This is a genomic window from Mucilaginibacter sabulilitoris, from assembly GCF_034262375.1.
GTDB classification, from domain to species: Bacteria; Bacteroidota; Bacteroidia; order Sphingobacteriales; family Sphingobacteriaceae; genus Mucilaginibacter; species Mucilaginibacter sabulilitoris.
Genome location: NZ_CP139558.1, coordinates 2,590,073 through 2,610,618 on the forward strand (window position 1 = coordinate 2,590,073; position 20,546 = coordinate 2,610,618).

Genomic DNA, 20,546 nt, shown 5'->3' on the forward strand with positions numbered 1-20,546 from the left:
GATATGAGGAAAAAATGGCTGATATGTTTGGGGATATGCTTATCGGTATGGCATATTCAGGCACAAGAAAACGCGAGTTTTAAGGAGTATGACAAAATCATTACTACTTACCCGTTCTCTGACCCTAACCCTATACCGGCATTTACGAATATATATCCGTATTTCAGGTACGATGGTTTTACAGATAAGCCCATGCAAAAAAGCTGGAAGGTGGTGGAATTGCACAATGCTTACATCAGGCTAACCATATTGCCCGAAATAGGCGGCAAGATCTGGTCGGCCGAAGAGTTGTCGACTGGCAAACCTTTTATTTATGAAAACCATGTAGTAAAATTCAGGGATATTGCCATGCGCGGCCCGTGGACAAGCGGCGGTATTGAACCCAACTACGGTATCATTGGTCATACCCCAAATTCGGTTACGCCGGTTGATTATATCGTACGCAAAAATGACGACGGCAGCGTAAGCTGTGTTATCAGTGTGCTTGATCTGCTTACCCGAACCACCTGGACAATGGAGGTTAACCTGCCAAAGGATAAAGCGTATTTTACCACAAAATCAACGTGGTACAACTCCAGCAAGTTAGATGAACCCTATTACCACTGGATGAATACCGGCATAAAAACCAAAGGTAACTTGCAGTATATTTTCCCTGGTAACAGCTATTTAGGCCATCAGGGCGAACATGGCGACTGGCCCATCAATAAGCAAAACGGTAAGGACGTTTCTTTTTATAACAACAACAACTTTGACGGTTATAAATCATACCATGTATTTGGTAAATACACCGACTTTTTTGGCGCGTACTGGCATGATGATGATATGGGCATGGCCCGTTATTCGGGCCGTGATGATAAAGCGGGCAAGAAAATATGGATATGGGGATTATCAGACCAGGGTATGATCTGGGAGAAGTTGCTTACCGATACGGATGGGCAATACTCAGAAATTCAATCTGGCAGGCTATTCAACCAAACCTCACCCGAGAGTACATTTACTCCATTTAAACACAAAGGCTTTGCCCCGGGCGAGGCTGATGTATGGACGGAGTACTGGTACCCGGTATTAAAAACCAAAGGCTTTGTACAGGCCAACAATTATGGCGCGTTGAATGTACGGGCAGAAAACGGCTGGTTAAAAATAGCATTCAGCCCAGTACAGAAAATAACTGATAGCCTGATCGTCAAGCAAGGTACAACTGTTGTTTATAATAAAAAAATTGAACTATCTCCGCTGAAAACTTTTACCGATTCCATTAAAATGGATAAGAGCAGTGGCGATTTGACGGTTACATTGGGCGGCGACAAAATGGTATATGAGTCGAAGCCCGACGCCGGTAACCTGAGCCGGCCGCTTAATTCGCCTAAGGACTTTAACCGGAACACTGCCTATGGCTTGTACATCCAGGGTAAGGAACTGATGGATGAAAAGGCCTATCCGCAGGCCGAAGAAAAATTGCAGGCGGCCTTAAAACAGGATCATAACTTTTTACCTGCACTGGTAAAAATGGCCGAACTGATGTACCGTAACATGCGTTACACAGAAGCGTTGGAACTTGCCAAAAGGGCCTTAAGTTTGGATAGCTATGATGGCGGCGCTAATTACTATTACGGTATCATTAACGCGAAGCTTGGCCATGTGACCGACGCGAAAGATGGCTTTGATATAGCCGCGCTTTCTGTTGAATATAGGAGCGCGGCGTATAACGCTCTGGGCAGTTTGTATCTGCAGGAAAAAAATTATGATAAGGCGCTTGAATACGTTACCAAGGCTATTGACTACAATCGTTATGATCTTTCGGCTTTACAGGTGCAGGTGATAGCTTACCGTTATCAAAATAATCGTAAAGCTGCCGAGCAGGTGTTGAGTTCTATACAAGCTTTTAATCCGTTGGATGATTTTGCCCGGTTTGAAAAATATCTGTGGGATCCATCTACAGAAAATAAAACGGCGTTCACTTCATTAATTATCAACGAACAGCCTATTGAAAGCTACCTGGAACTTACCAATGCTTACTACAAAAACGGATGTCTGGACGAATGCCGGAAGATATTGGAGCTTTCGCCCCGGAACGCGCTGGTAAATTACTGGCAAGCCTGGTTACAGCATAAAGCCGGACAGCCATTTTCGCAAACGTTAAGTAAAGCCAATGATGCTACGCCGGAGTTTGTGTTCCCTTTCCGGTCGGATGATGAGCAGGTACTTAACTGGGCCATGCAACAAAGCAACAGCTGGAAACCAAAATACTACCTGGCCCTGTTGTATAAAGACAGGAACCGTATAGCCGAAAGTAAAAAGCTGTTTACCCAATGCGGTAACCAGCCCGATTTCGCGCCGTTTTACGCGGCCCGTGCCGCTATGCAAATGGGAGCTTCTGATCTCAACGATCTGAAAAGGGCGGTATCCCTTGATCCACAGGGATGGCGCTATACTAAACTCCTGGGCGAATATTACATAAGTCAGGGGCGATATCAGAATGCCTTAACCACGGTTGAACCATTTTACAAACAGCACCAGGAAAACTACATTATAGGCATGCTGTATGCAAAAACGCTACTGCTCAATAAACGCTATGACGAGTGTGCGAAGCTACTGTCAGGCATTAACATTCTGCCGTTTGAAGGTGCCACCATTGGCCGTGACCTGTACCGCGAGGCCAAGCTCATGCTGGCTATCGGGAAACTTGAAAAAGCAGACTATACAGGGGCATTAAGCTTTATTAACGATGCTAAACAATGGCCCCTTAATTTGGGTGTTGGTAAACCATATCCCGAAAATATTGACGAAAGACTGGAGAACTGGATGAGTTATCTCTGCCATACTAAACAGGGAAAAGCAAATGAAGCACAGGACTATTTAAAAAGAATTATCGCATTTACTCCGAAGACCGATAATACGGTAAAGAATTTTTTGCCTGCTAATAACCTGGTAACCGCATGGACCCTGACAAAACTGAAAAGCAAAGCTGCAGCTTCCGCATGGTTAAATGAACAGGTTAAGCAATATCCTGATGATCCGATTTTGCAATGGTGCAAGCAGGTATTTGAAAATAAGCAACCTACCGGAAGCAGCATTAACGATCCCGGTGTGCGTTTACTGAACAGATTAATGAGTTTAAAATAATTGATTAAAATCGCTTTCATCTGCATGAATACACGTATAAAAAAGGCTATTGGTAAAATATTTACTGCTTTGGCGATCTGTCTGCTTTTGCAGTTGAGCAGCCATGCAACGGTCATCCCGGCAGATTCTGTAATAACCGTACCGCTTGGAGGTAATGCCTGGGTAAGCAATGGGGCCAAAGCCCGTATTGATAGTGCGGGCCTGGTTAATTGGAGTGGTGCTGCGGATGTAATATCTGTTTATGTCAGGGCAGAATCGGAAGGTAGTTTAAATATTGATTTAAAATTATTTGTGCCGGATGGTTCGGCAAAAATTAAGGTAACCGCGGGTGAAACGGTTTTAACCAAAACAATATCTAATCACAAACCGGCCATCATCAATTTTGGGAAGGCAATCATCAAAGCGACAGGGTATGTACAGATAAAATTGCAGGGACTACAAAAAAGCGGTAAGGTTTACGCAAACGTGAGCGATCTGCTATTAAGCGGCAGCGCACTTGCAAAAGGCGCTGTATATGTGAAAGATAATCACGGTAATTATTTTCACTGGGGGCGAAGAGGGCCTTCGGTACACTTAAATTACAGACTACCGGTCGAGACTCAGGATAACGTAGAATGGTTTTACAACGAGGTTACTGTACCTGTAGGTAATGATGTAATTGGCTCTTATTTTATGGCCGATGGTTTTAACGCCGGGTATTTTGGTATGCAGGTAAATTCATCAACAGAACGCCGGGTGCTATTTTCTATCTGGAGCCCTTTTGAAACCGACGATCCGAAAAGCATTCCTGACAGCCTGAAAATTAATTTATTGAAAAAGGGCGAGGGTGTTCATGCGGGTGAATTTGGCGGCGAAGGTTCCGGTGGGCAAAGCTACATGGTTTACCCGTGGGTGGCAGGTAAAACCTACGCCTTCCTGGTACATGCCCAGGCCGATGTGGCATCAAAAACAACCATTTTAACCGCTTATTTTAAACCCGTTGATCAAAGTTCATGGCAATTGATAGCAAGTTTTAAACGTCCTAAATCGGGTCTCTATTTAAAGAACCTTTACTCTTTTCTGGAGAATTTTGAGCCCGATATGGGCAACGTGCAGCGTAAAGTGTTTTTTGGGAACGGCTGGGTTGCAGATACTACAGGCAAATGGTACCCGCTTACCAAAGCCTTGTTCACCGGTGATGCAACGGCCAATATCAACTATCGTAAAGACTATGGCGGCGGTGTAAAGGGCGATCAGTTCTTTCTGCGCAATTGTGGTTTCTTTAATGATTTTTCACTGCTTAAGGTTGAGCTTATGAGACAACAATCAGCTAATAAGCATCCTGAAATAAATTTTAATAAACTACCTTGATTAACATGAAAACATTAGAAATTAAGGAGTGGGGAACAATTGCCGGTCAGCAGGTTTTTCTGTACACGTTGTCAAACAAAAACGGAACACGTGTGGTGCTGTCAAATATCGGCGCGGCTATCCAGTCAGTTTTTGTGAAGGATAAAAACGGGAATTTTGTAGATGTGGTGCTGGGCTACGATACGATTGAAGGTTATGCTAACGACCCTTTTTACATAGGCACTGTTGTTGGCCGTTATGCCAACCGTATTGCAGGTGCAAAAGTCGATATTGATGGTACGATATGGCAGCTTACCGCAAAAGAAGGGGGCTTTCATCATCACGGTGGAAGAGAGGGATTTAACAAAAAGGTATGGACACCTATCGCTTTTGATAAAACGCAAGGGATAGGATTAATGTTTAGCCTTTTAAGCCCGGATGGAGATGAAGGTTTTCCCGGCAATTTGCAGGTAAAGGTTAAATATACCCTGAATGATGATGATCGGCTAATAGTGGAATACGAATGTCATACTGATAAAAGCACAGTGATTAATTTAACGCAGCATACTTATTTTAACCTGGCTGGTCACAATCAAGGTTCAATAACCGGACATTATCTTAAAGTTAATGCAGCGCAATATCTACCGGTAAACGATATGATTGTACCCAATGGCAATCTTGCAGATGTAATCGGTTCCCCGTTTGACTTTAGTGATCCAAAGCAAATAGGGCGTGATATTGACGCTGATGATGAACAAGTTGCTTTAGGATCAGGGTATGATCATTCCTGGGTATTAAAAAACAAGCGTTCTCCTGAACTACTGCTCGCTGCACAGGCAACCGAAAGTACCAGCGGACGTAAACTCACAGTATATACCACAGAACCGGCTTTACACATTTATACCGGTAATTTTTTAGATGGCTCGGTACAGGGAAAAGATGGATATCATTATCAGCGCCGGGATGGCTTCTGCCTCGAAACACAAAACTTCCCCGATTCGCCTAATAAACCGCATTTTCCAAGCGCTATATTAAAAGCCGGTGAACTATTTAGCAGCAAAACCATATTTGAATTTGGCCTCGTATAGCTATATTGAGCCAAATTGCTCCGGTAGGAGCTACCTGTTTGTAGTATAGCATTTCATTTTTTTTGCCTCATAGATGCTACCATCAGATGGTTGGGTTACATCTGCGGCGCAAATTCATTTTATCTGGTGTACTACAAACAGGTAGCTCCCAACGGAGCAATTGTAAGAGGTAACACAAATTTTTTATTTGGGTTGGCTTTGGGTATTGGATACAATTTGGTTGAATGTGTTTTCCGCAGCCAGGTATTTTTCAAGCAGTATAAACTGGTTTTGAGCCCTCACAAGATTATGTCCGGGATAAGTGGTATTGTAATATATATCGTTGTTTAAATAGTCTGTAAGGAAGCGTATGGCCTGCATATAGATCATTAGTTTGCCCGAATATACAAATAGGTTTCTTTCGCTCTCGGTCAGGTTAGTATTCATTTCAGAAAGGTAACCCTCAACTATTGCAGCGAAGAAATCTTCCCTGATCTCAATTTTTGAAAAATCCTGCTCTTCCTCGTTGGCGGGTGACAGATAGGTACGCATCATATCACCCACATCGCTAATATAATAGCCGGGCATTACGGTATCCAGGTCAATTACACAAAGGCCCTTGTGGTCTTCATCAAATAAAATATTGCTGATCTTAGTGTCGTGATGAACCACCCGCAGTGGAATAAGCCGGTCGTTCATAATGGCCTGGTGAACTTCGGCAATGTCCTGGTGCCTGAAAGCAGTTTCAACAGCCTCCTTTGCTTTATTTAACCTTTCGGTGCCGACTTTATTAACAACCCGTTTAAACTCTTCAAACCGGGCCGAAAGGTCATGAAACCCGGCGAGTGTATAGTTTAACCCTTCAACCTCAAAACCAGCCAGTAAATTGGTGAATTTGGAAAACTGGCGTGCAGCCTCAAAAGCTTCGTCACGTGTTTGCACAGTGTTTAAAGTGATAGAGTTTTTTACGTACGGAAACAAGCGGTAATATTCCCCGTCGGTGTGTTTAACCATGTAATCGCCGTTTGCAGCGGGCAGCGGTAATACAAATAAATAATCGGGGTAGTGCTTTGATAAATAACCGCCAACATTATTAATGTTTTCGGCTATATGTGGTGGGGTTTTAAAAACGTTTTTATTGATCTGCTGGAGAATAAATTCGTTATTGTTATCAATACCGGTTACTTTCCAGGTACGGTTAATCAGTCCTTCGCCAAATTTTTCAATATGATATTGTTGAGCTATAAGGTTAAAGGATGTTAAAATATCATTAAACATTTACTAAGTTTTTATAAGTTTTTTGTATGCTTATACCAAACCTAATTAATATAATGCTAAACTTTTCACGCAAACGTTTGCCTGTTTTTTTATTAATAATCCGTTAAGGTAACTTTAATACGAGATACCGGTGTTAAAGGTATAAAAACCGCGATTTTAGCCTCTGTTTCTTATTTTGTTTTCTACCAGTTGCGACTCTACCATCACATTATAATAAGCCTGAACTTCATCTGTCGATTGCACCTTGCGCGATAGCAGATCGAGCAAAATATCAGCCGCTTTTTGCCCCTGCAGATAAGGAAATTGTTCAACAGAGGCTACAGGGGCATAATCCATATAGTTGATAAGCGGCAAATTAGCATAGCTTACAAACTGCAGGTCTTTATCCAGATCAATTTTGAGGTTGCGGGCATGTTTTATGGCATAAAGCGAAACGTAATCATTAAAGGTAACTATAGCCGTAGGTCGGCGTTTATGCGCCAGGAGGTTGTCGAGCGCGGCCTGGGTTCCTTGCTCGGTTAAATTGCAGCTAACAATTAACGAGGGATCAAACTTCAGGCGGTTTTTAGTCATCGCCTTAATATAACCCTCTTTGCGTTCGCCGCTCGCGGCTAAAGTAGCCGGCCCATTGATCATGCCTATGCTACGGTGGCCTTTTTGCAACAGGTAGTTTACCGCTTCGGTACTACCGGTTTCCATGTTGCAGGCTACGTAATGTATGTTTTTAAGGGGTGGGATGCGGTCAAAAAATACAACGGGGATGTTGAACCGTTTCAACATATCAAAATGAGTGAAACCTGATGTAGTTTTTGCAACGGAGATGAGGAGGCCGTCGACCCTCGAATTTTTCATTTTTTCAACCAGCTGTATTTCCTTTTCCTCATCATCGTGCGACTGGGCTATCAGCACCGTGTAGTTCCTTTTATAAGCAATATCTTCAATAGCACTGATAGCTGCCGAAAAAAAAGCTTCGGACAACTCTGGAATAATAACACCAATGTTATAGGTTTTGCCTTTTTGAAAAGATATAGCATTTTGATTGGGTTCATAGCCCAGTTTGTCGGCCAGGGCCTGCACTTTTAGCTGGGTGGTAATGCCAATGGTAGGGTGCTTATGCAATGCCCTTGAAACTGTGGATACAGATACATTAAGAATTTTAGCTATTTCTTTAATCGTAGCGGGTTTTCCTGTCATTATCAGCTTTAGTAATTACTAAAAGTAATAAAATGCTTTTAAAGTGTCAATTTAAGTGCTGCTATTATAAAGCGGAGTGCAAGTGTTTAATATAACGCAAACGTTTGTTTTTTTAACACACAAGGAGGTTGATTATTTAAAGAAAAGTTAACATGGTTAACATAGACTTAGTTTACTTTTATTAAAAACCTATAAAACCATGAGCAAATTTGAAATTAAAACCAGAACCAATGGTGAATTCCAGTTTAACCTAAAGGCAGGTAACGGCGAAATTATTTTGTCAAGTGAAGGCTATTCCTCAAAAGCCGGCTGCGAAAATGGAATAGAATCTGTTAAAAAGAACTCTCCGGAGGATGAAAAATATGACAGACTCGAAGCTAAAAACGGGAAACACTATTTCAATCTGAAAGCGGGTAATGGCCAGATAATTGGAAGCAGTGAAATGTATGAGAGCAAATCTGGCCGCGAAGGTGGTATAGAATCAGTGAAGAAAAATGCGCCGGTAGCTACTATTAGCGATCTTACCGAATAAGTATTCCCGTTTTAGAAAATATACCTGAGCAGGGAATCCATAGTATCCGGAGTTAAAAACTCCGGATACTTAAGTTTTGATCAATTGAATGACAACCTGAACTCGACCGGAGATAGCTGGGTTTTTGTCTTAAACAGTTTACTGAATGACTGGGGATATTCAAATCCCAATTCATAAGCAATTTCGCTGACAGATAAACTGGTAGTAGATAATTTTTCTTTCGCTTTTTCTATCAGTTTTTCGTGGATGTGCTGCTGGGTATTTAAACCTGTCAGCGCTTTTAATAAACTACTCAAATAGTTTGGTGATAAATTTAATACTTCGGCAATGTATCCCACAGTGGGCAATCCTTTTTTTAATAAAGCATCACTATTGAAATATTCAGTAAGGATTTCTTCCAAACTATCCAGTATTTGATGATTACTTATTTTACGTGTGATAAATTGACGCTGGTAAAATCTTTCACCATATGTGAGCAGTAATTCAAGCTGGGCAATAATTACGTCCTGGCTAAATTTATCAATATTGGATCGAAGTTCCTGCGCCATGTTTTGCATAATACCGATCAGCAACACTTCTTCTTTATCCGAAAGATGCAGGGCCTCATGTACCGAATAGCTGAAATACTCATACTGCTTTATTTTTTTTACCAATGCGGTACCCCAAAGAAAATCGGGATGGACGAGTAACATCCGTCCCGTATGTTTTAATTCTTCATCGGTTTGTATTGAAAAAACCTGCCCCGGAGCTATGAAAAACATAATGCCCTCATCAAAATCATAGGCTTGCTGCCCATAGCCGAATTTTACTTTTTTATTGAAGTTTCTTTTAAGGGCGATAGAATAGAAATCAAATACAATGTTTATTGGCTCATCGCCTTTCAGGCGCCTGATTTTTTCGAAATTTATTATAGTTACAAGAGGATGTTCGGGTTTGGAAAGTCCCATCACCCTATGATAATCGCTAATTGTTTTAATGCGGAGTGGTTGCGTACTTGCCATAATCCAATTTAGCTATTTAGTTTAAAAAGCGGCGGCAAATTCCTTTGCAAAATCTTCTAACTTTATTTTACCCATATTTTCGGGCTTATTCAGATCGTAATCTTCATTCAATAAACCATGATGGCAGGCGCCGAACATTTCAACAAAACGAGCAGCAACCGGTGCAGGTACACCATTTGCTTCCATACCGTTTTGCATTTGCTCGTCGGTAATCGTTACCCATTTTAAATCGGGTTTGCCTATAGCCTTTCCTAAAACCCGAGCAATTTCATTACAGGTACGTTCGTCACTGGCCACATACTTTATTTTTTTACCAGTGGTATTAGCCTCTATTTCTTCAACAGACGCGGCGGCAATATCCTTTGGAGATACCAATACCACCCTGTCATCATCACCATAATTTGCACTGATAACGCCAGTAGTTTTTATCATATTTACATAAGCATATAAATTATAGTAAATAAAAGTGACGCGAAGATGGGTGATGGTTTCCAGCCCAGATAATCGGTTCAACGCATTTTCAATATGATGATGACCAACAATCAGGCCAGTACCTTTGTTTAACTGCGCACCATAACTGCTTACATAAACCACGCGTTTTACCCCCGATTGGTCAATGGCTTGTGCAAGGCAGTTCCCTAAGTTGATATGACGCGCCATAGGGTCGGGTACCGAATTTTTTGGCGGTATCATGGCATACACCACATCGGCCCCGGTAAAAGCAGATGTTAAAAAATCAACGTTTTCAATCAAACCTATGGCGGCGGCGGCACCAAGTGCTTCAATGTCTTTTTGTCTTTTAGGATTACTGCTGATAACTGTAACCGAATGTCCCTTTTGTACCAACGTTAATGTGAGTGGTTTTCCGATATTTCCTAAAGATCCTAATACTGTAATTTTCATTTTGCTGTATTTTTATACTTCAAAGTTCCGCTACAATAAAACAGGAGGCATAACCAAAACCGCTGTTGTTGTATCCAAAACCAAGGTGGTTCAAGGAAGCATAAAAAAGCGACATGCCAGGTGAATAGTTACTAATAAATATGAATGAAAAAAATGCTTGCTAAGCCAAGAACGATTGTCGCAAATCCAATAATTCGGGCAGTTATTTTAGGCCGGGGGAGAAGCTTTTCCGCAGTAATGATCATAGCAACGATGATCATTACCAGCGGATTCATGATTCCCAGGGCCAGTTGAATTGTCATTGGAACGGTGCAGCAAATGCAACAAGCTGCGCCTTGTCTGCAACCAAGCCGAAAACTTTTTTCATCTTGAAGAAATGAAATATCGCACCCTAATGACGAACGGCACCGGAGTAGTTGAGACATTTTCCAGGGTGTAAATTGCATTATACCTGCGAGGATCAACAGGAGGCCCAAAAGCAGGGGGATAGCACGGCTCAATAATTCTGACTGCATTGCAAAAGTTGCTAATGTTACCCCGATGGCATAAAGAGCAATACCAACTGCCAGCCAAACAGTAAAGTAACCGAATGCCATGTAACAAAGGGAAACCCAATTTCGTTGTGTTTTTAGAAACATCGGCAATGCAGAAGGCATCATCATGGATACCATCATGGCCAGCCACATGATCAGGAAACCCGCAACTGAGGCAAGCCAGGTCTGGTCGGGCATTCGCATCCACATCATCGACATCGTCCAACCGCCGGGCATTTCCATATCACAGCACATCGAGTTACAAAAATAAGCTGTTGCTAATACGCCAGAGAAGAACGTCAAAATACAAATCGCGATAAATGCAGTCGGCAATGTGAATTTGCCGCCAGGTAAGCTTTTACGTTGCAGTTGATGCGCCATATAACACCGCAGATGGTAAACTATTTAGTTGCCTGAGCATTCAATGGCAGCAGTCTTTTGAGTTGTCTTTGTCCTGGGATTCGCGGTTATACTCATCATGGCGTTTCCACCAGATGCCTGTCTCGTTCCGTCCATAGGGAGCCCGGTCGAGCCATTGATACATGCCCCATAGTCCGTCAAGCCCGCGTGCGTAGGTGGAATAGGTGTGGTAAACTATGCCATCATCCAGCACAAATGTGCTCATGCCTGGCCTTTCACGGTGGAAAGTAGCCACGTCTGTTCCGCACATTGCAGCAAAATTAGCCTCTGCGTCCTGGCCACCGCCTTCTTGGCCTGGTCGCCACTCAAACACCGATTCGCGCTGGTAGTTGTATTCAAATGTACCTTCCCGTTGTTGCTTCTCGGTCATGGCAACGCCAAAATCAAAGTTAAAGTCGCTGTCATATGAAGATGCCCACGGAAAACTCCAGCCCAGGCGGTGCTTGTACTCCTGTAGCTTTACGAGTGGAGCCCGAGACACAGCGCTGAGCATTACGTCGTGGTTAGCCAGGTGCACTGCAAAACCATCGAACCCGTCTGCAATTGCTGAGCAAGAAGGACATCCGGCCTTATAATCCGGTCCAAACATGAAGTGGTAAATGAGTAGTTGTGAACGTCCGCAAAAAAGATCTGCAAGTGATGCCTTTCCCGTGTCGGTCTCAAAAATATATTCTTTATCAACCCGAACCCACGGCAGTTGCTGGCGTAGCTGTGCTACCTTGTCGCTCTGTTTTGTAAGTTCCTTTTCGGCTTTTAACAGCTCAATTCGGTCTGCCAGCCATTCATTTTCTGAAACAAGCTTATGGCTTTTATTTTCTGCTGCTTCTTTATGTTTTTCCACAATCTCCTCCTTTATTTATTAAATTGTCAATATCTCTTTTTAAGAGATATTTCACTATTAACATATTAAGATTTAACTACTTACTGTTACAATATTTAATAACTGATAGCACGTGTTATTGTTTAACAGTTAGTTCAAAAAAAGAAAGGAAATCATCTGGTCTACTTAATAAAATTCAGAAATACGTAGACTCAACGCTGCTTAACGGGAATTTTATAAAGGCAATATCCACCCTTAGGCAAGGCAACTAAAATCTTACCGAAAAAAAATGAAAAGATATAGTAAATAGTATCCGTTAGGCTGGTTTTATACTATTTACTTTTCCAAGGTTACCACTTCGGTGTCAATCCGGGTCTTACCTTTCTTTACTTTACGCTCAGTTTTGGTCAATATTAATCTTTTGTCGCTGACCGACAGTACATAAGGCTGTTTGTTCTTTTCCGGCTTACCGATGAACAACTGGTTACTTTGAACGCGGAGCGGTAATTTTTCTGAGTGTTTACCAAAGCCCTGGGTAATTGTTACGGTTGTGGCAGTAAAGGTATAGGTCTTTTCCCTGGTTTTGTACATTTCTTTATCTAAACCTGTCACCGTTCCTGCGGTTGTTTTGGTTTCAACTTTTGAAAGGGCTTTCCAGGTACCGGTAATATCAGGAATAGCCTGTTGGCAAAAGGCAGCTCCGGGCAGTAATAACGCCACGCAAAATAGTATGAATTTCATGTTATAAATAGGTTGATGATATGAATGTACCGATGATAGACGAGATAAGCAAACCTTATTTCTTTTCAAATCTTCTAATTCAGATTATGATCGGTATTATTACCATATCTACTATAATGTAACCAGTGACCGAAGTCTCTGACCTCGGGTGTATCATGCCCATCATCTCAGGATTGAGCATGGAATTGTATGGTTAGGGAGCTTCAAATGTCCGCTCTCAGATTTAATGTTTATCTGTTATTATAAACAAAGTTGATCAAATCATTTTGCTGCGCAGTTGTTTGTACCGTGACCGGCCCACCGGCAGTAACCGGCCATCTGTCAGGTGAACAGCATATTTACCACCCGGTTCGATCATCAGTTTTTTTACTTGTTTCAGGCTAACGATATACGAGCGATGGATCCGGACAAACTCCCCGGACGGCAGGAGTTGTTCCAACGCGTCAAGGCTTTTGTTATGTAATTCCTGATTTCCGTCCTGCAGGTGAAGTTCGCTGTAAATACCGGCCCCTTTAATGTAGTTTAGTTGTAGAGCCTCTATCATTTTGATCACACCGCCTTTTCTGACAGCTAAGTATTTTAGCCCACTGTCTGATATTTTGCTTTTGGTGTTCAGCCGTCCGAAAGCCTGGAACAACCGGCCCTCGTCAAATGGCTTGGGCACAAAATCTAATACGCCATAAGAAAAAGCGGTAATAGCTTTGTCTGTATAAGCCGAAACAATAATGGTATGGAATGGCCGGGCTACCATTGCCTCCAGCACTTCAAACCCATCTTCACCATTCAGGTTCAAATCCAGCAACAGCACATCAACGGACGAATGCTCAATGAATGCCAGGCCTTTGGACAGTGTGTCACACACGGTCAGCGTTAGTTGTTGCTCAAAATATACCCTGGCCATGCGGGCCAGCCGTTTAGCTATCCGCGCCTCGTCCTCTATGATCAAAATCTTCATAAGTCAATGCGGATTATACTTCGCCAGCCTCCGGCAAAAGGTTCCGAAGTAAAGTTCCACCGGTCGCCGTAGCTTTCTTTTAAACGCGCTTCAATATAACGAAAGCCGTTGCCGCTTTTGCGCCCGCTTCTTACGCGGTTCTCTGCAAACACCTCAAAGGTATATTGCTTATGGGTATCCGCGTGCAAAAATGTAAGCAGGAAACGTATGCTGCTGCCATTGGATGGAATACCATGCGTAATGCCATTTTCCAGCAGGGTATGAATAATTGCCGGCGGTATCACTTCGTCATCCTGTATGCCCGCGTCTTCCCATATATACGTAACCTCCTTACGGAACTGCATAACAGACAAATGATGCCTGCAGAGGTTGATCTCCTGCCGGATAGGGATAAGCGAACGTTCGGCGATCTCGTTCATCACGTCAAATTCCTGCGAGAGCGCCTGGATGAACAGAACACCCTGCGCAGGCGATTCTTCCACCCAGTCCATAAGGGAGGTGAGGGTATTACGTAAAAAGTGTGGCTGAATATTTTTTTTGATAAGTTCCAGTTGCAGGCGAGAAGACAACAGTAACGATGCATGGTGCGCTTCCTCCAGTTGTTTTGCTCCGAGGGTTTGCAGGTAAAGGATGCAAAGCAGGATCAGCGTGAAAGCGATATACAAGCCGAAATCGTAAAACATATACTGGTTAATGACCATAGAGACTGCAAAGCCGCACAGTACCAATACGCTTCCCCGCTGTTTTTTGATCAAGGCGTATAGCAAGATCAATACCGATGCGATCCATAGCGCCAGACTGTACAAATGAGCTGTCAGGTCATAGTGGCCGTACTTAAGAATATATATAGATACCAAAGCAGCAAGCAATATGCCTATAAACGGCAGCTTGTGCGGTACATCAAAATGAACTGCGAAATACACAGGGATGAGAACGGCTATGGCAAAGGTTAGCCAGCCGACAATGATTAGGCGGGTATAAAACTGTGTATAGGGAATATCAATATAATATTTCAGGTATTCCATGGCCAGCAGGGTGAAGAATAGAAAGCAAATCTGTGCAAAGAGCAAGGTTGTACGTTGCTTGTGCCTGCTGTTGGCAAATAAAAACGTGTAGTAGATAGCGGCGATAAGAAAGGCACCTGCCATCAGGTTGACCAGGGATAGTTCAATAAGCGGCTGACGCAGCATTTTCAGATAGCTTTCCGGTTTGGCCATCACGTTGCGCTCGGTTTCCAGTAGGTATTTTTGGGTGCCCCTGATCATTACGTTATGTTTGCCGAGACCCGAAAGTTTATCTGGAATCTGGTAATAGCTTGTTTCCGTGCCCGGTACTTCAGGCTGCCCCGTAGTAGCCGGCACCCCATTCTGCCCAACCCTAATGCCATCCCAGTATACCACAAAGGCGCCAAAACTATGTACCTGCAAGCCCAGGGACGAACTGAATTTTTTTTCCAGCAGATCAATCTGCACGCTGGCAGTGAAAGCGGTATCTGGCTGGCTGATTACTGCATCCGATGCATCGTACCGGATATCCCGGTGGCAGGCGGCAAGAACAATAAGTTGCAGGAACAGGAAAATACGCCATTTTTGCATACGATAAAGGTAGGCAATCGCCTTTTACTTTTTAGTGCAGCAGGAAAGCCCCTGGTGCCATTCGCATGTTTTTTTGAGCCATACCCGCTGTCGCTCTTTAATCTTGTGGCATGAGAACGATCCTGATCCTTTTCCTTTTTATTTGGCTGAACGGGCCCGGTGCTAAAGCCCAGATCCTTAGCGGAACATTAGCCGACAGCAATACACATCACCCGGTTGCCTATGCCACAGTAAGCCTGCTGAATACGGAGGGCAAACCGGCTTTAGGCACTATGACCGATGAAAAAGGCAAATTCATACTAAAGCTAAATAAGGCAGGCGTTTTTGTGCTGAATTGCAGCTTTGTTGGATACCAGTTGCTTACCCGGAGTGTAACCCTTGCCGCAGGTGAAACCGATCTGGGCACCCTGTTGCTGATACCCCGCGCGCGCCAGCTAAGTGAAGTAACGGTTTCCGGTCAGCAGCTTGCATTGCGATTACAGCCTGATAAAAAAGTGTTTGAAGTAGGCAAGGATGTTCTTTCGCAAAACGGCTCTGTCAGCGATGCGCTGAACGGTATTCCCTCCGTTGCTGTCAGCCCGCAGGGCGAAGTTAGTTTACGAGGCAATACAGGTGTTACAGTATTGGTGAATGGGCGGCGTTCGGGGCTCACGCAGGGCAACGCTTTAGAGCAATTGCAAGCCGACCAGGTAGAGCGTATCGAAGTGATCACCAGCCCCTCGGCGCGTTATGATGCTTCGGGCAGTGCAGGTATTATTAATATTGTTCTGAAAAAAAATAAAAAGTCGGATTTAACGGACAGCTGAAGGTAGTAGCAGGGGTGCCCAATGATACCCGAATTAATCCCAGCCTGAACTACAAGTCGGATAAGTTTAACTTTTTTTCCACGCTGGGTATGCGCAAGTCGGATTACAAGGGAATCTATACCACCGACCAGGTTACCGGCACAAGCAGTTTAACGATGCGGCAGGACGAGAAAAGGCATGACGACGGAAAGATGCTCTACCTCGGTGCCGATTATTTTATTAACGATAAGCGTACCATGACCGCAGCTTATCTCTGGAACGGGACACATGATCACGACAAAACAATACTGAACTATGATTATCGCAGTATAGCCCCCGACAGCGCCCTGCAACGGAACGGCGAATCATGGGAACAGCGAAACTACAACCAATTGGAATATAATTATACCCAGCTGTTTTCCCTTGCCAAACAAAAATGGACGGTTGACCTTCAATACGATTGGTGGGACAGTAACAAGGACTGGGCCCTGGCTACCCAAAAGATTTATCCAGTATCTTTTGGCTATCCAAACATCCGTACGAATACCCGGGATGCAAACCGCGACCTGCTGGTACAATCGGATTGGGCGCAGCCCATGGGCAAAGAGGCCTTGCTTGAACTGGGTATTAAGACCGAGAACCGTCATGTGCAGTACGATTTCTTTGCCCAACAGCAGGCCGGAGACGATTATCTGATCTATAAAGGCCTCAATAACGGATTGGATTATAGCGAGCGCATCCAAAGCGGGTATGCTCAACTGGGCAGCAAAGTAGGAAAGCTCAGCTATCTTGGCGGGGTTCGCCTGGAAATCACCGGCATCCGGACATCCGGCCGGGACGGGCAATATCAAAACCGTAAAGACTATGTACGTCTGTTCCCGACACTGCACCTGGATTATTCTCTGAGCACAGTTTCAACATTGCAGGTACATTACAGCCGTCGCATCAGTCGCCCATCGCTCTACCAGCTTTCTCCTTACATGGAATTGACGGATCTTAACGCACAAAATACCGGCAACCCCGATCTGAACCCTGCCTATTCAAACCTCTATGAGTCCGGGTTCCTGTACAGGAGCGGCACGCTAACAATTAACCCGTCCCTATACGTTCAGGATTCTGAGGCCCCTATAACAGATTACACCTTTCGTAATTCAGAAGGTACGTTTATTACGCTTCCTGTTAATATAACCCGTGAGATCCGGCAAGGTTTTGAGCTGAATGTAATGTATAATCCGGCGAATGTACTGCAACTCAATGCTGATCTTAACTTGTATCACTTCCGGCAATCGGGGATTTATCGTGACTTTGATTTTGGTTTTTCCGGCGGTTCTTCCTCAGGAAGGTTCAGCGCACAATGGAAGCTGGGTAAAGCGCTGAGCGCCCAGGGACGGTATTATTACAACGGCCCTTCGGCAACCGCGCAGAGTCGAAACCGGGCAACGCAATGGGTTGACTTCGGTATCAGTAAAAACCTGCTTGCTGACCGGCTTTCTTTTATAGCCGATGTAACCAACATCTTTGATTCCCGCCGTTACCACACCACAACCACGGGGCCGGGGTATGTATTTTCTACCATGAGCCGCTTTAATGGTGCCCGTTACCGCTTGAGTATAGTTTATAAATTCAAGGGCAATTCCACAGTACGCGAAGCCAAAACCGGTAACCGGGATTGATAACATAACAGGCAATTTGTTTATAAATGCACTTAAGGAAACAGCAAAGCAATGTACCCTTTGTGCATAAATAATATTACATGAAATATTAATATTTGTGAGTGGGTAGAAAATAGGTTCACTACTAAATCAATTTTCTATCATATTCTCAGCTATTGGATTCTGATAGATCATTGTTTCAATACAATAATTGTTAAATAAACAATTATTGTATTGAAATTTTATGAGATATTTGTGTGTTTTTTACGCATTATATCTCATGAATTTTTTTAATATTTAATAAAAATTATAATTGTTGTTAGTACATTTATAGAATAAACCAAAACGCACTAAGGCAAATTAATGCGAGTGTATTGTTAAAACAATCATAGGTGAAAAATGCTTTTCGACCGGGTAGTAACAAAGTCCGGGACGCGATATTGGTATATGTAAGCCGTGGTTTTGAACCGAACTTATAAAGCCGGATGCGACAATAGCTTATAACACCTTTTAAAAAAGTGATACCGTTAAAATGAGAAAACAACTTATTTACTCCCTTAGTGCAATAGTATATGTATTGCTGGTACTAAGCTGGACTTCAGGTAGAGGTAACAATCAAAAAAAACAGCTCATATTTCCCGGAGATTCATCTTCTGGCAAGAAAGCTTTAACTGGAAAAGCCATTAGTCGGGATTTGTTTGGGGTATTTTTTGAAGACCTGAGTTATGCTGCTGATGGAGGTCTTTATGCCGAGTTGATACAAAATAGATCGTTTGAATACAGTCCGGCTGACAGGAAAGGCTGGAACCCGCTTACTGCCTGGGAGTACACCACTCAGGGATATGGCTATGGAACGATCTCGGTAGAAACAATATCACCGATATCCGTAAATAATCCGCATTATGTGGTGTTGAACGTGGAAGAAGAAGGCAAGGAAGGGGTGGGTTTAATCAATTCTGGTTTTGATGGTATTGTAGTGAAAGCCGGTGAGAAATATGATTTTTCAGTTTTTTTAAAGCAGCTTTCTAACAAATCGATTCCGGTTCAGGTTAAGCTGCAAGGTAAAAAAGGAGTAGTATATGGCGAGGTTACTTTTGCTGGCCAAACTAATAATTGGAAAAAATATACCGCGGCGATTAGTGTAAACCAAAGCGATGACAGCGCCCGCCTGGTGATTGTTGCCAAAGCTAAAGGAAAACTGGCCCTGGATATGGTATCGCTTTTTCCTCAAAAAACTTTCAGAAATAGAGCTAACGGACTTAGGCCTGATATTGCCCAGGCCATTGCCGATTTGAAACCTAAGTTTATGCGTTTTCCTGGAGGTTGCCTGGTCCATGGTGATGGACTTGGAAATATATATCGTTGGAAAAACACTATAGGACCGGTTGAGCAACGTATTGAGCAACGGAATATATGGAATTACCATCAGAGTGTAGGTTTGGGTTATTATGAATACTTCCAGTTTTGTGAAGATATCGGAGCTAAACCCGTACCTGTTTTAGCCGCAGCGGTAAGCTGTCAAAATTCGGGTGGTACATGGCGCATAGGCGGAACCGGACAAAGGGGGTTACCTTTGGAGGAGATGAAAGGGTATATTCAGGATATTTTGGATTTGGTTGAATACGCTAATGGGCCTGTTACATCGACATGGGGAGCCAAAAGGGCCGCGGCAGGACATCCAAAACCATTTAATCTGGAGTATTTGGGTATAGGAAATGAAGATAAGATAACACCCGAATTCAAGGAACGGTTTAAGATGATCTATGATGTTGTTAGAATCAAATATCCCCAAATTACATTGATAGGCACTGTTGGCCCTGCGCCTTCGGGTGATGATTATGAACGGGGTTGGAAATTTGCCAATCAATTGGCTGTGCCTGTAGTTGATGAGCATTATTATGAAAAACCCGAATGGTTTCTGCGCAATAATCTTCGCTATGATGCTTATGATCGTTCAAAATCAAAAGTTTACCTGGGGGAGTACGCTTCCCAGGGTAATAAATTGTTCAATGCGCTTGCAGAAGCGGTTTATATGACTGGTCTTGAACGTAATGGAGATGTAGTGAAAATGGCCTCTTACGCTCCGCTTATTGCACGCCAGAACCATACATCCTGGAATCCCAACCTGATCTATTTTTCTAATACAGCTGTAGCGCCAACTGTTAACTATTATGTGCAGCAGCTGTTTTCTACCAATCAGGGCGATCGTTATTATTCAAATATTGTTTCATTTCCCGATCAAAAAGGGAGCCGGGATTCAACACAGGCGGCATCCTTGGTGAAAGATAGCAAAACAGGTGATTTTATTCTCAAACTGGTGAATGCGGGTTCTGCAATTACACGGGCAAAGGTAAATCTAAATGGTTTAGGGTCGGTTAATCCTAAAGCAAACTATACCATTCTGACGGGTGCGCCGGGGGCAGAAAATACTTTCTCAAATCAGGATAATATTGTTCCCAAGACATCGAATTTTGAAGTAAAGAGATCTTTTCTCTATGATGTGCCACCCTATTCACTCATTATAATCAGAATGAAATCAAGGTGATCATGAAGTGTCTTGTTAGAGCATTAACCTAAGTTTGTATGTGTTAATTAAATATGAGTTATTCAGTAACAAC

At 43.1% G+C, this 20,546-nt stretch carries 16 protein-coding genes; 7 read left to right on the forward strand and 9 right to left on the reverse strand.

Annotation, left to right across the window (positions count from 1 at the left end; genetic code table 11):
• Positions 1 to 3 precede the first annotated feature (3 nt).
• From SNE25_RS11185 to SNE25_RS11195, 3 genes are read left to right on the forward strand one after another with little or no spacing between them, the layout of a single operon-like run.
• Entirely contained in the window at positions 4 to 3,123 is a 3,120-nt protein-coding gene (locus SNE25_RS11185) for a DUF5107 domain-containing protein (RefSeq protein ID WP_321565187.1), read from the forward strand.
• A 24-nt stretch (positions 3,124 to 3,147) separates the two neighbouring features.
• The gene (locus SNE25_RS11190; protein WP_321565188.1) at positions 3,148 to 4,473 is read left to right on the forward strand and encodes a DUF3472 domain-containing protein; all 1,326 of its coding nucleotides are present in this window, start codon (positions 3,148 to 3,150) and stop codon (positions 4,471 to 4,473) included.
• Positions 4,474 to 4,478: 5 nt separating this feature from the next.
• Positions 4,479 to 5,540 (forward strand): aldose epimerase family protein, encoded by a 1,062-nt coding sequence (locus tag SNE25_RS11195; RefSeq protein WP_321565189.1) that lies wholly within the window; start codon positions 4,479 to 4,481, stop codon positions 5,538 to 5,540.
• 183 nt (positions 5,541 to 5,723) lie between these two features.
• Here the strand turns inward: SNE25_RS11195 and SNE25_RS11200 are convergent, their stop codons facing one another.
• Positions 5,724 to 6,797, reverse strand: a complete 1,074-nt coding sequence (locus tag SNE25_RS11200) for a phosphotransferase enzyme family protein (protein ID WP_321565190.1) — start codon at positions 6,795 to 6,797, stop codon at positions 5,724 to 5,726.
• 156 nt (positions 6,798 to 6,953) lie between these two features.
• On the reverse strand, positions 6,954 to 7,991 hold the full coding sequence (locus SNE25_RS11205; RefSeq protein ID WP_321565191.1) for a LacI family DNA-binding transcriptional regulator: 1,038 nt from the start codon (positions 7,989 to 7,991) through the stop codon (positions 6,954 to 6,956).
• 199 nt (positions 7,992 to 8,190) lie between these two features.
• Between SNE25_RS11205 and SNE25_RS11210 the strand changes: the two genes are divergently transcribed.
• On the forward strand, positions 8,191 to 8,523 hold the full coding sequence (locus SNE25_RS11210) for a YegP family protein (protein WP_321565192.1): 333 nt from the start codon (positions 8,191 to 8,193) through the stop codon (positions 8,521 to 8,523).
• 80 nt (positions 8,524 to 8,603) lie between these two features.
• Here the strand turns inward: SNE25_RS11210 and SNE25_RS11215 are convergent, their stop codons facing one another.
• The 7 genes from SNE25_RS11215 to SNE25_RS11245 form a co-directional block, all read right to left on the reverse strand.
• Complete coding sequence (locus tag SNE25_RS11215; RefSeq protein ID WP_321565193.1) at positions 8,604 to 9,524, reverse strand: helix-turn-helix domain-containing protein; 921 nt, start codon at positions 9,522 to 9,524, stop codon at positions 8,604 to 8,606.
• A 21-nt stretch (positions 9,525 to 9,545) separates the two neighbouring features.
• The gene (locus tag SNE25_RS11220; RefSeq protein WP_321565194.1) at positions 9,546 to 10,427 is read right to left on the reverse strand and encodes an NmrA family NAD(P)-binding protein; all 882 of its coding nucleotides are present in this window, start codon (positions 10,425 to 10,427) and stop codon (positions 9,546 to 9,548) included.
• Positions 10,428 to 10,558: 131 nt separating this feature from the next.
• A complete protein-coding gene (locus SNE25_RS11225) occupies positions 10,559 to 11,341 on the reverse strand; it encodes a DUF2182 domain-containing protein (RefSeq protein WP_321565195.1) in 783 nt (260 codons plus the stop codon).
• Positions 11,342 to 11,381: 40 nt separating this feature from the next.
• Positions 11,382 to 12,221: a DUF899 domain-containing protein gene (locus SNE25_RS11230; protein ID WP_321565196.1), complete on the reverse strand. Its 840-nt coding sequence runs from the start codon at positions 12,219 to 12,221 to the stop codon at positions 11,382 to 11,384.
• Positions 12,222 to 12,536: 315 nt separating this feature from the next.
• On the reverse strand, positions 12,537 to 12,941 hold the full coding sequence (locus tag SNE25_RS11235) for a DUF2147 domain-containing protein (RefSeq protein WP_321565197.1): 405 nt from the start codon (positions 12,939 to 12,941) through the stop codon (positions 12,537 to 12,539).
• Positions 12,942 to 13,197: 256 nt separating this feature from the next.
• Positions 13,198 to 13,896 carry a LytR/AlgR family response regulator transcription factor gene (locus SNE25_RS11240; protein WP_321565198.1) on the reverse strand — a complete coding sequence of 233 codons (699 nt, stop codon included), beginning with the start codon at positions 13,894 to 13,896 and terminating at the stop codon, positions 13,198 to 13,200.
• The gene (locus SNE25_RS11245) at positions 13,893 to 15,491 is read right to left on the reverse strand and encodes a histidine kinase (protein WP_321565199.1); all 1,599 of its coding nucleotides are present in this window, start codon (positions 15,489 to 15,491) and stop codon (positions 13,893 to 13,895) included. Before SNE25_RS11245 ends, SNE25_RS11240 begins: the two co-directional genes overlap by 4 nt.
• Before the next feature lie 110 nt (positions 15,492 to 15,601).
• Here SNE25_RS11245 and SNE25_RS11250 point away from each other — a divergent pair, with 110 nt between their 5' ends.
• From SNE25_RS11250 to SNE25_RS11260, 3 genes are all read left to right on the forward strand, one after another.
• Positions 15,602 to 16,297, forward strand: coding sequence for a TonB-dependent receptor (locus SNE25_RS11250; protein ID WP_321565200.1), 696 nt, complete (start codon positions 15,602 to 15,604; stop codon positions 16,295 to 16,297).
• A gap of 89 nt (positions 16,298 to 16,386) precedes the next feature.
• Complete coding sequence (locus tag SNE25_RS11255) at positions 16,387 to 17,949, forward strand: outer membrane beta-barrel family protein (RefSeq protein WP_321565201.1); 1,563 nt, start codon at positions 16,387 to 16,389, stop codon at positions 17,947 to 17,949.
• 511 nt (positions 17,950 to 18,460) lie between these two features.
• Positions 18,461 to 20,473 carry an alpha-L-arabinofuranosidase C-terminal domain-containing protein gene (locus SNE25_RS11260; RefSeq protein ID WP_321565202.1) on the forward strand — a complete coding sequence of 671 codons (2,013 nt, stop codon included), beginning with the start codon at positions 18,461 to 18,463 and terminating at the stop codon, positions 20,471 to 20,473.
• The last annotated feature ends 73 nt before the right edge of the window (positions 20,474 to 20,546 follow it).

Coding starts and splice junctions, on each gene's coding strand:
- SNE25_RS11235 (WP_321565197.1), bottom strand. CDS start 12,941: ATGAAATTCATACTATTTTGCGTGGCGTTATTACTGCCCGGAGCTGCC.
- SNE25_RS11245 (WP_321565199.1), bottom strand. CDS start 15,491: ATGCAAAAATGGCGTATTTTCCTGTTCCTGCAACTTATTGTTCTTGCC.
- SNE25_RS11195 (WP_321565189.1), top strand. CDS start 4,479: ATGAAAACATTAGAAATTAAGGAGTGGGGAACAATTGCCGGTCAGCAG.
- SNE25_RS11250 (WP_321565200.1), top strand. CDS start 15,602: ATGAGAACGATCCTGATCCTTTTCCTTTTTATTTGGCTGAACGGGCCC.
- SNE25_RS11215 (WP_321565193.1), bottom strand. CDS start 9,524: ATGGCAAGTACGCAACCACTCCGCATTAAAACAATTAGCGATTATCAT.
- SNE25_RS11255 (WP_321565201.1), top strand. CDS start 16,387: ATGCGCAAGTCGGATTACAAGGGAATCTATACCACCGACCAGGTTACC.
- SNE25_RS11260 (WP_321565202.1), top strand. CDS start 18,461: ATGAGAAAACAACTTATTTACTCCCTTAGTGCAATAGTATATGTATTG.
- SNE25_RS11220 (WP_321565194.1), bottom strand. CDS start 10,427: ATGAAAATTACAGTATTAGGATCTTTAGGAAATATCGGAAAACCACTC.
- SNE25_RS11190 (WP_321565188.1), top strand. CDS start 3,148: ATGAATACACGTATAAAAAAGGCTATTGGTAAAATATTTACTGCTTTG.
- SNE25_RS11185 (WP_321565187.1), top strand. CDS start 4: ATGAGGAAAAAATGGCTGATATGTTTGGGGATATGCTTATCGGTATGG.
- SNE25_RS11210 (WP_321565192.1), top strand. CDS start 8,191: ATGAGCAAATTTGAAATTAAAACCAGAACCAATGGTGAATTCCAGTTT.
- SNE25_RS11200 (WP_321565190.1), bottom strand. CDS start 6,797: ATGTTTAATGATATTTTAACATCCTTTAACCTTATAGCTCAACAATAT.
- SNE25_RS11205 (WP_321565191.1), bottom strand. CDS start 7,991: ATGACAGGAAAACCCGCTACGATTAAAGAAATAGCTAAAATTCTTAAT.
- SNE25_RS11240 (WP_321565198.1), bottom strand. CDS start 13,896: ATGAAGATTTTGATCATAGAGGACGAGGCGCGGATAGCTAAACGGCTG.
- SNE25_RS11225 (WP_321565195.1), bottom strand. CDS start 11,341: ATGGCGCATCAACTGCAACGTAAAAGCTTACCTGGCGGCAAATTCACA.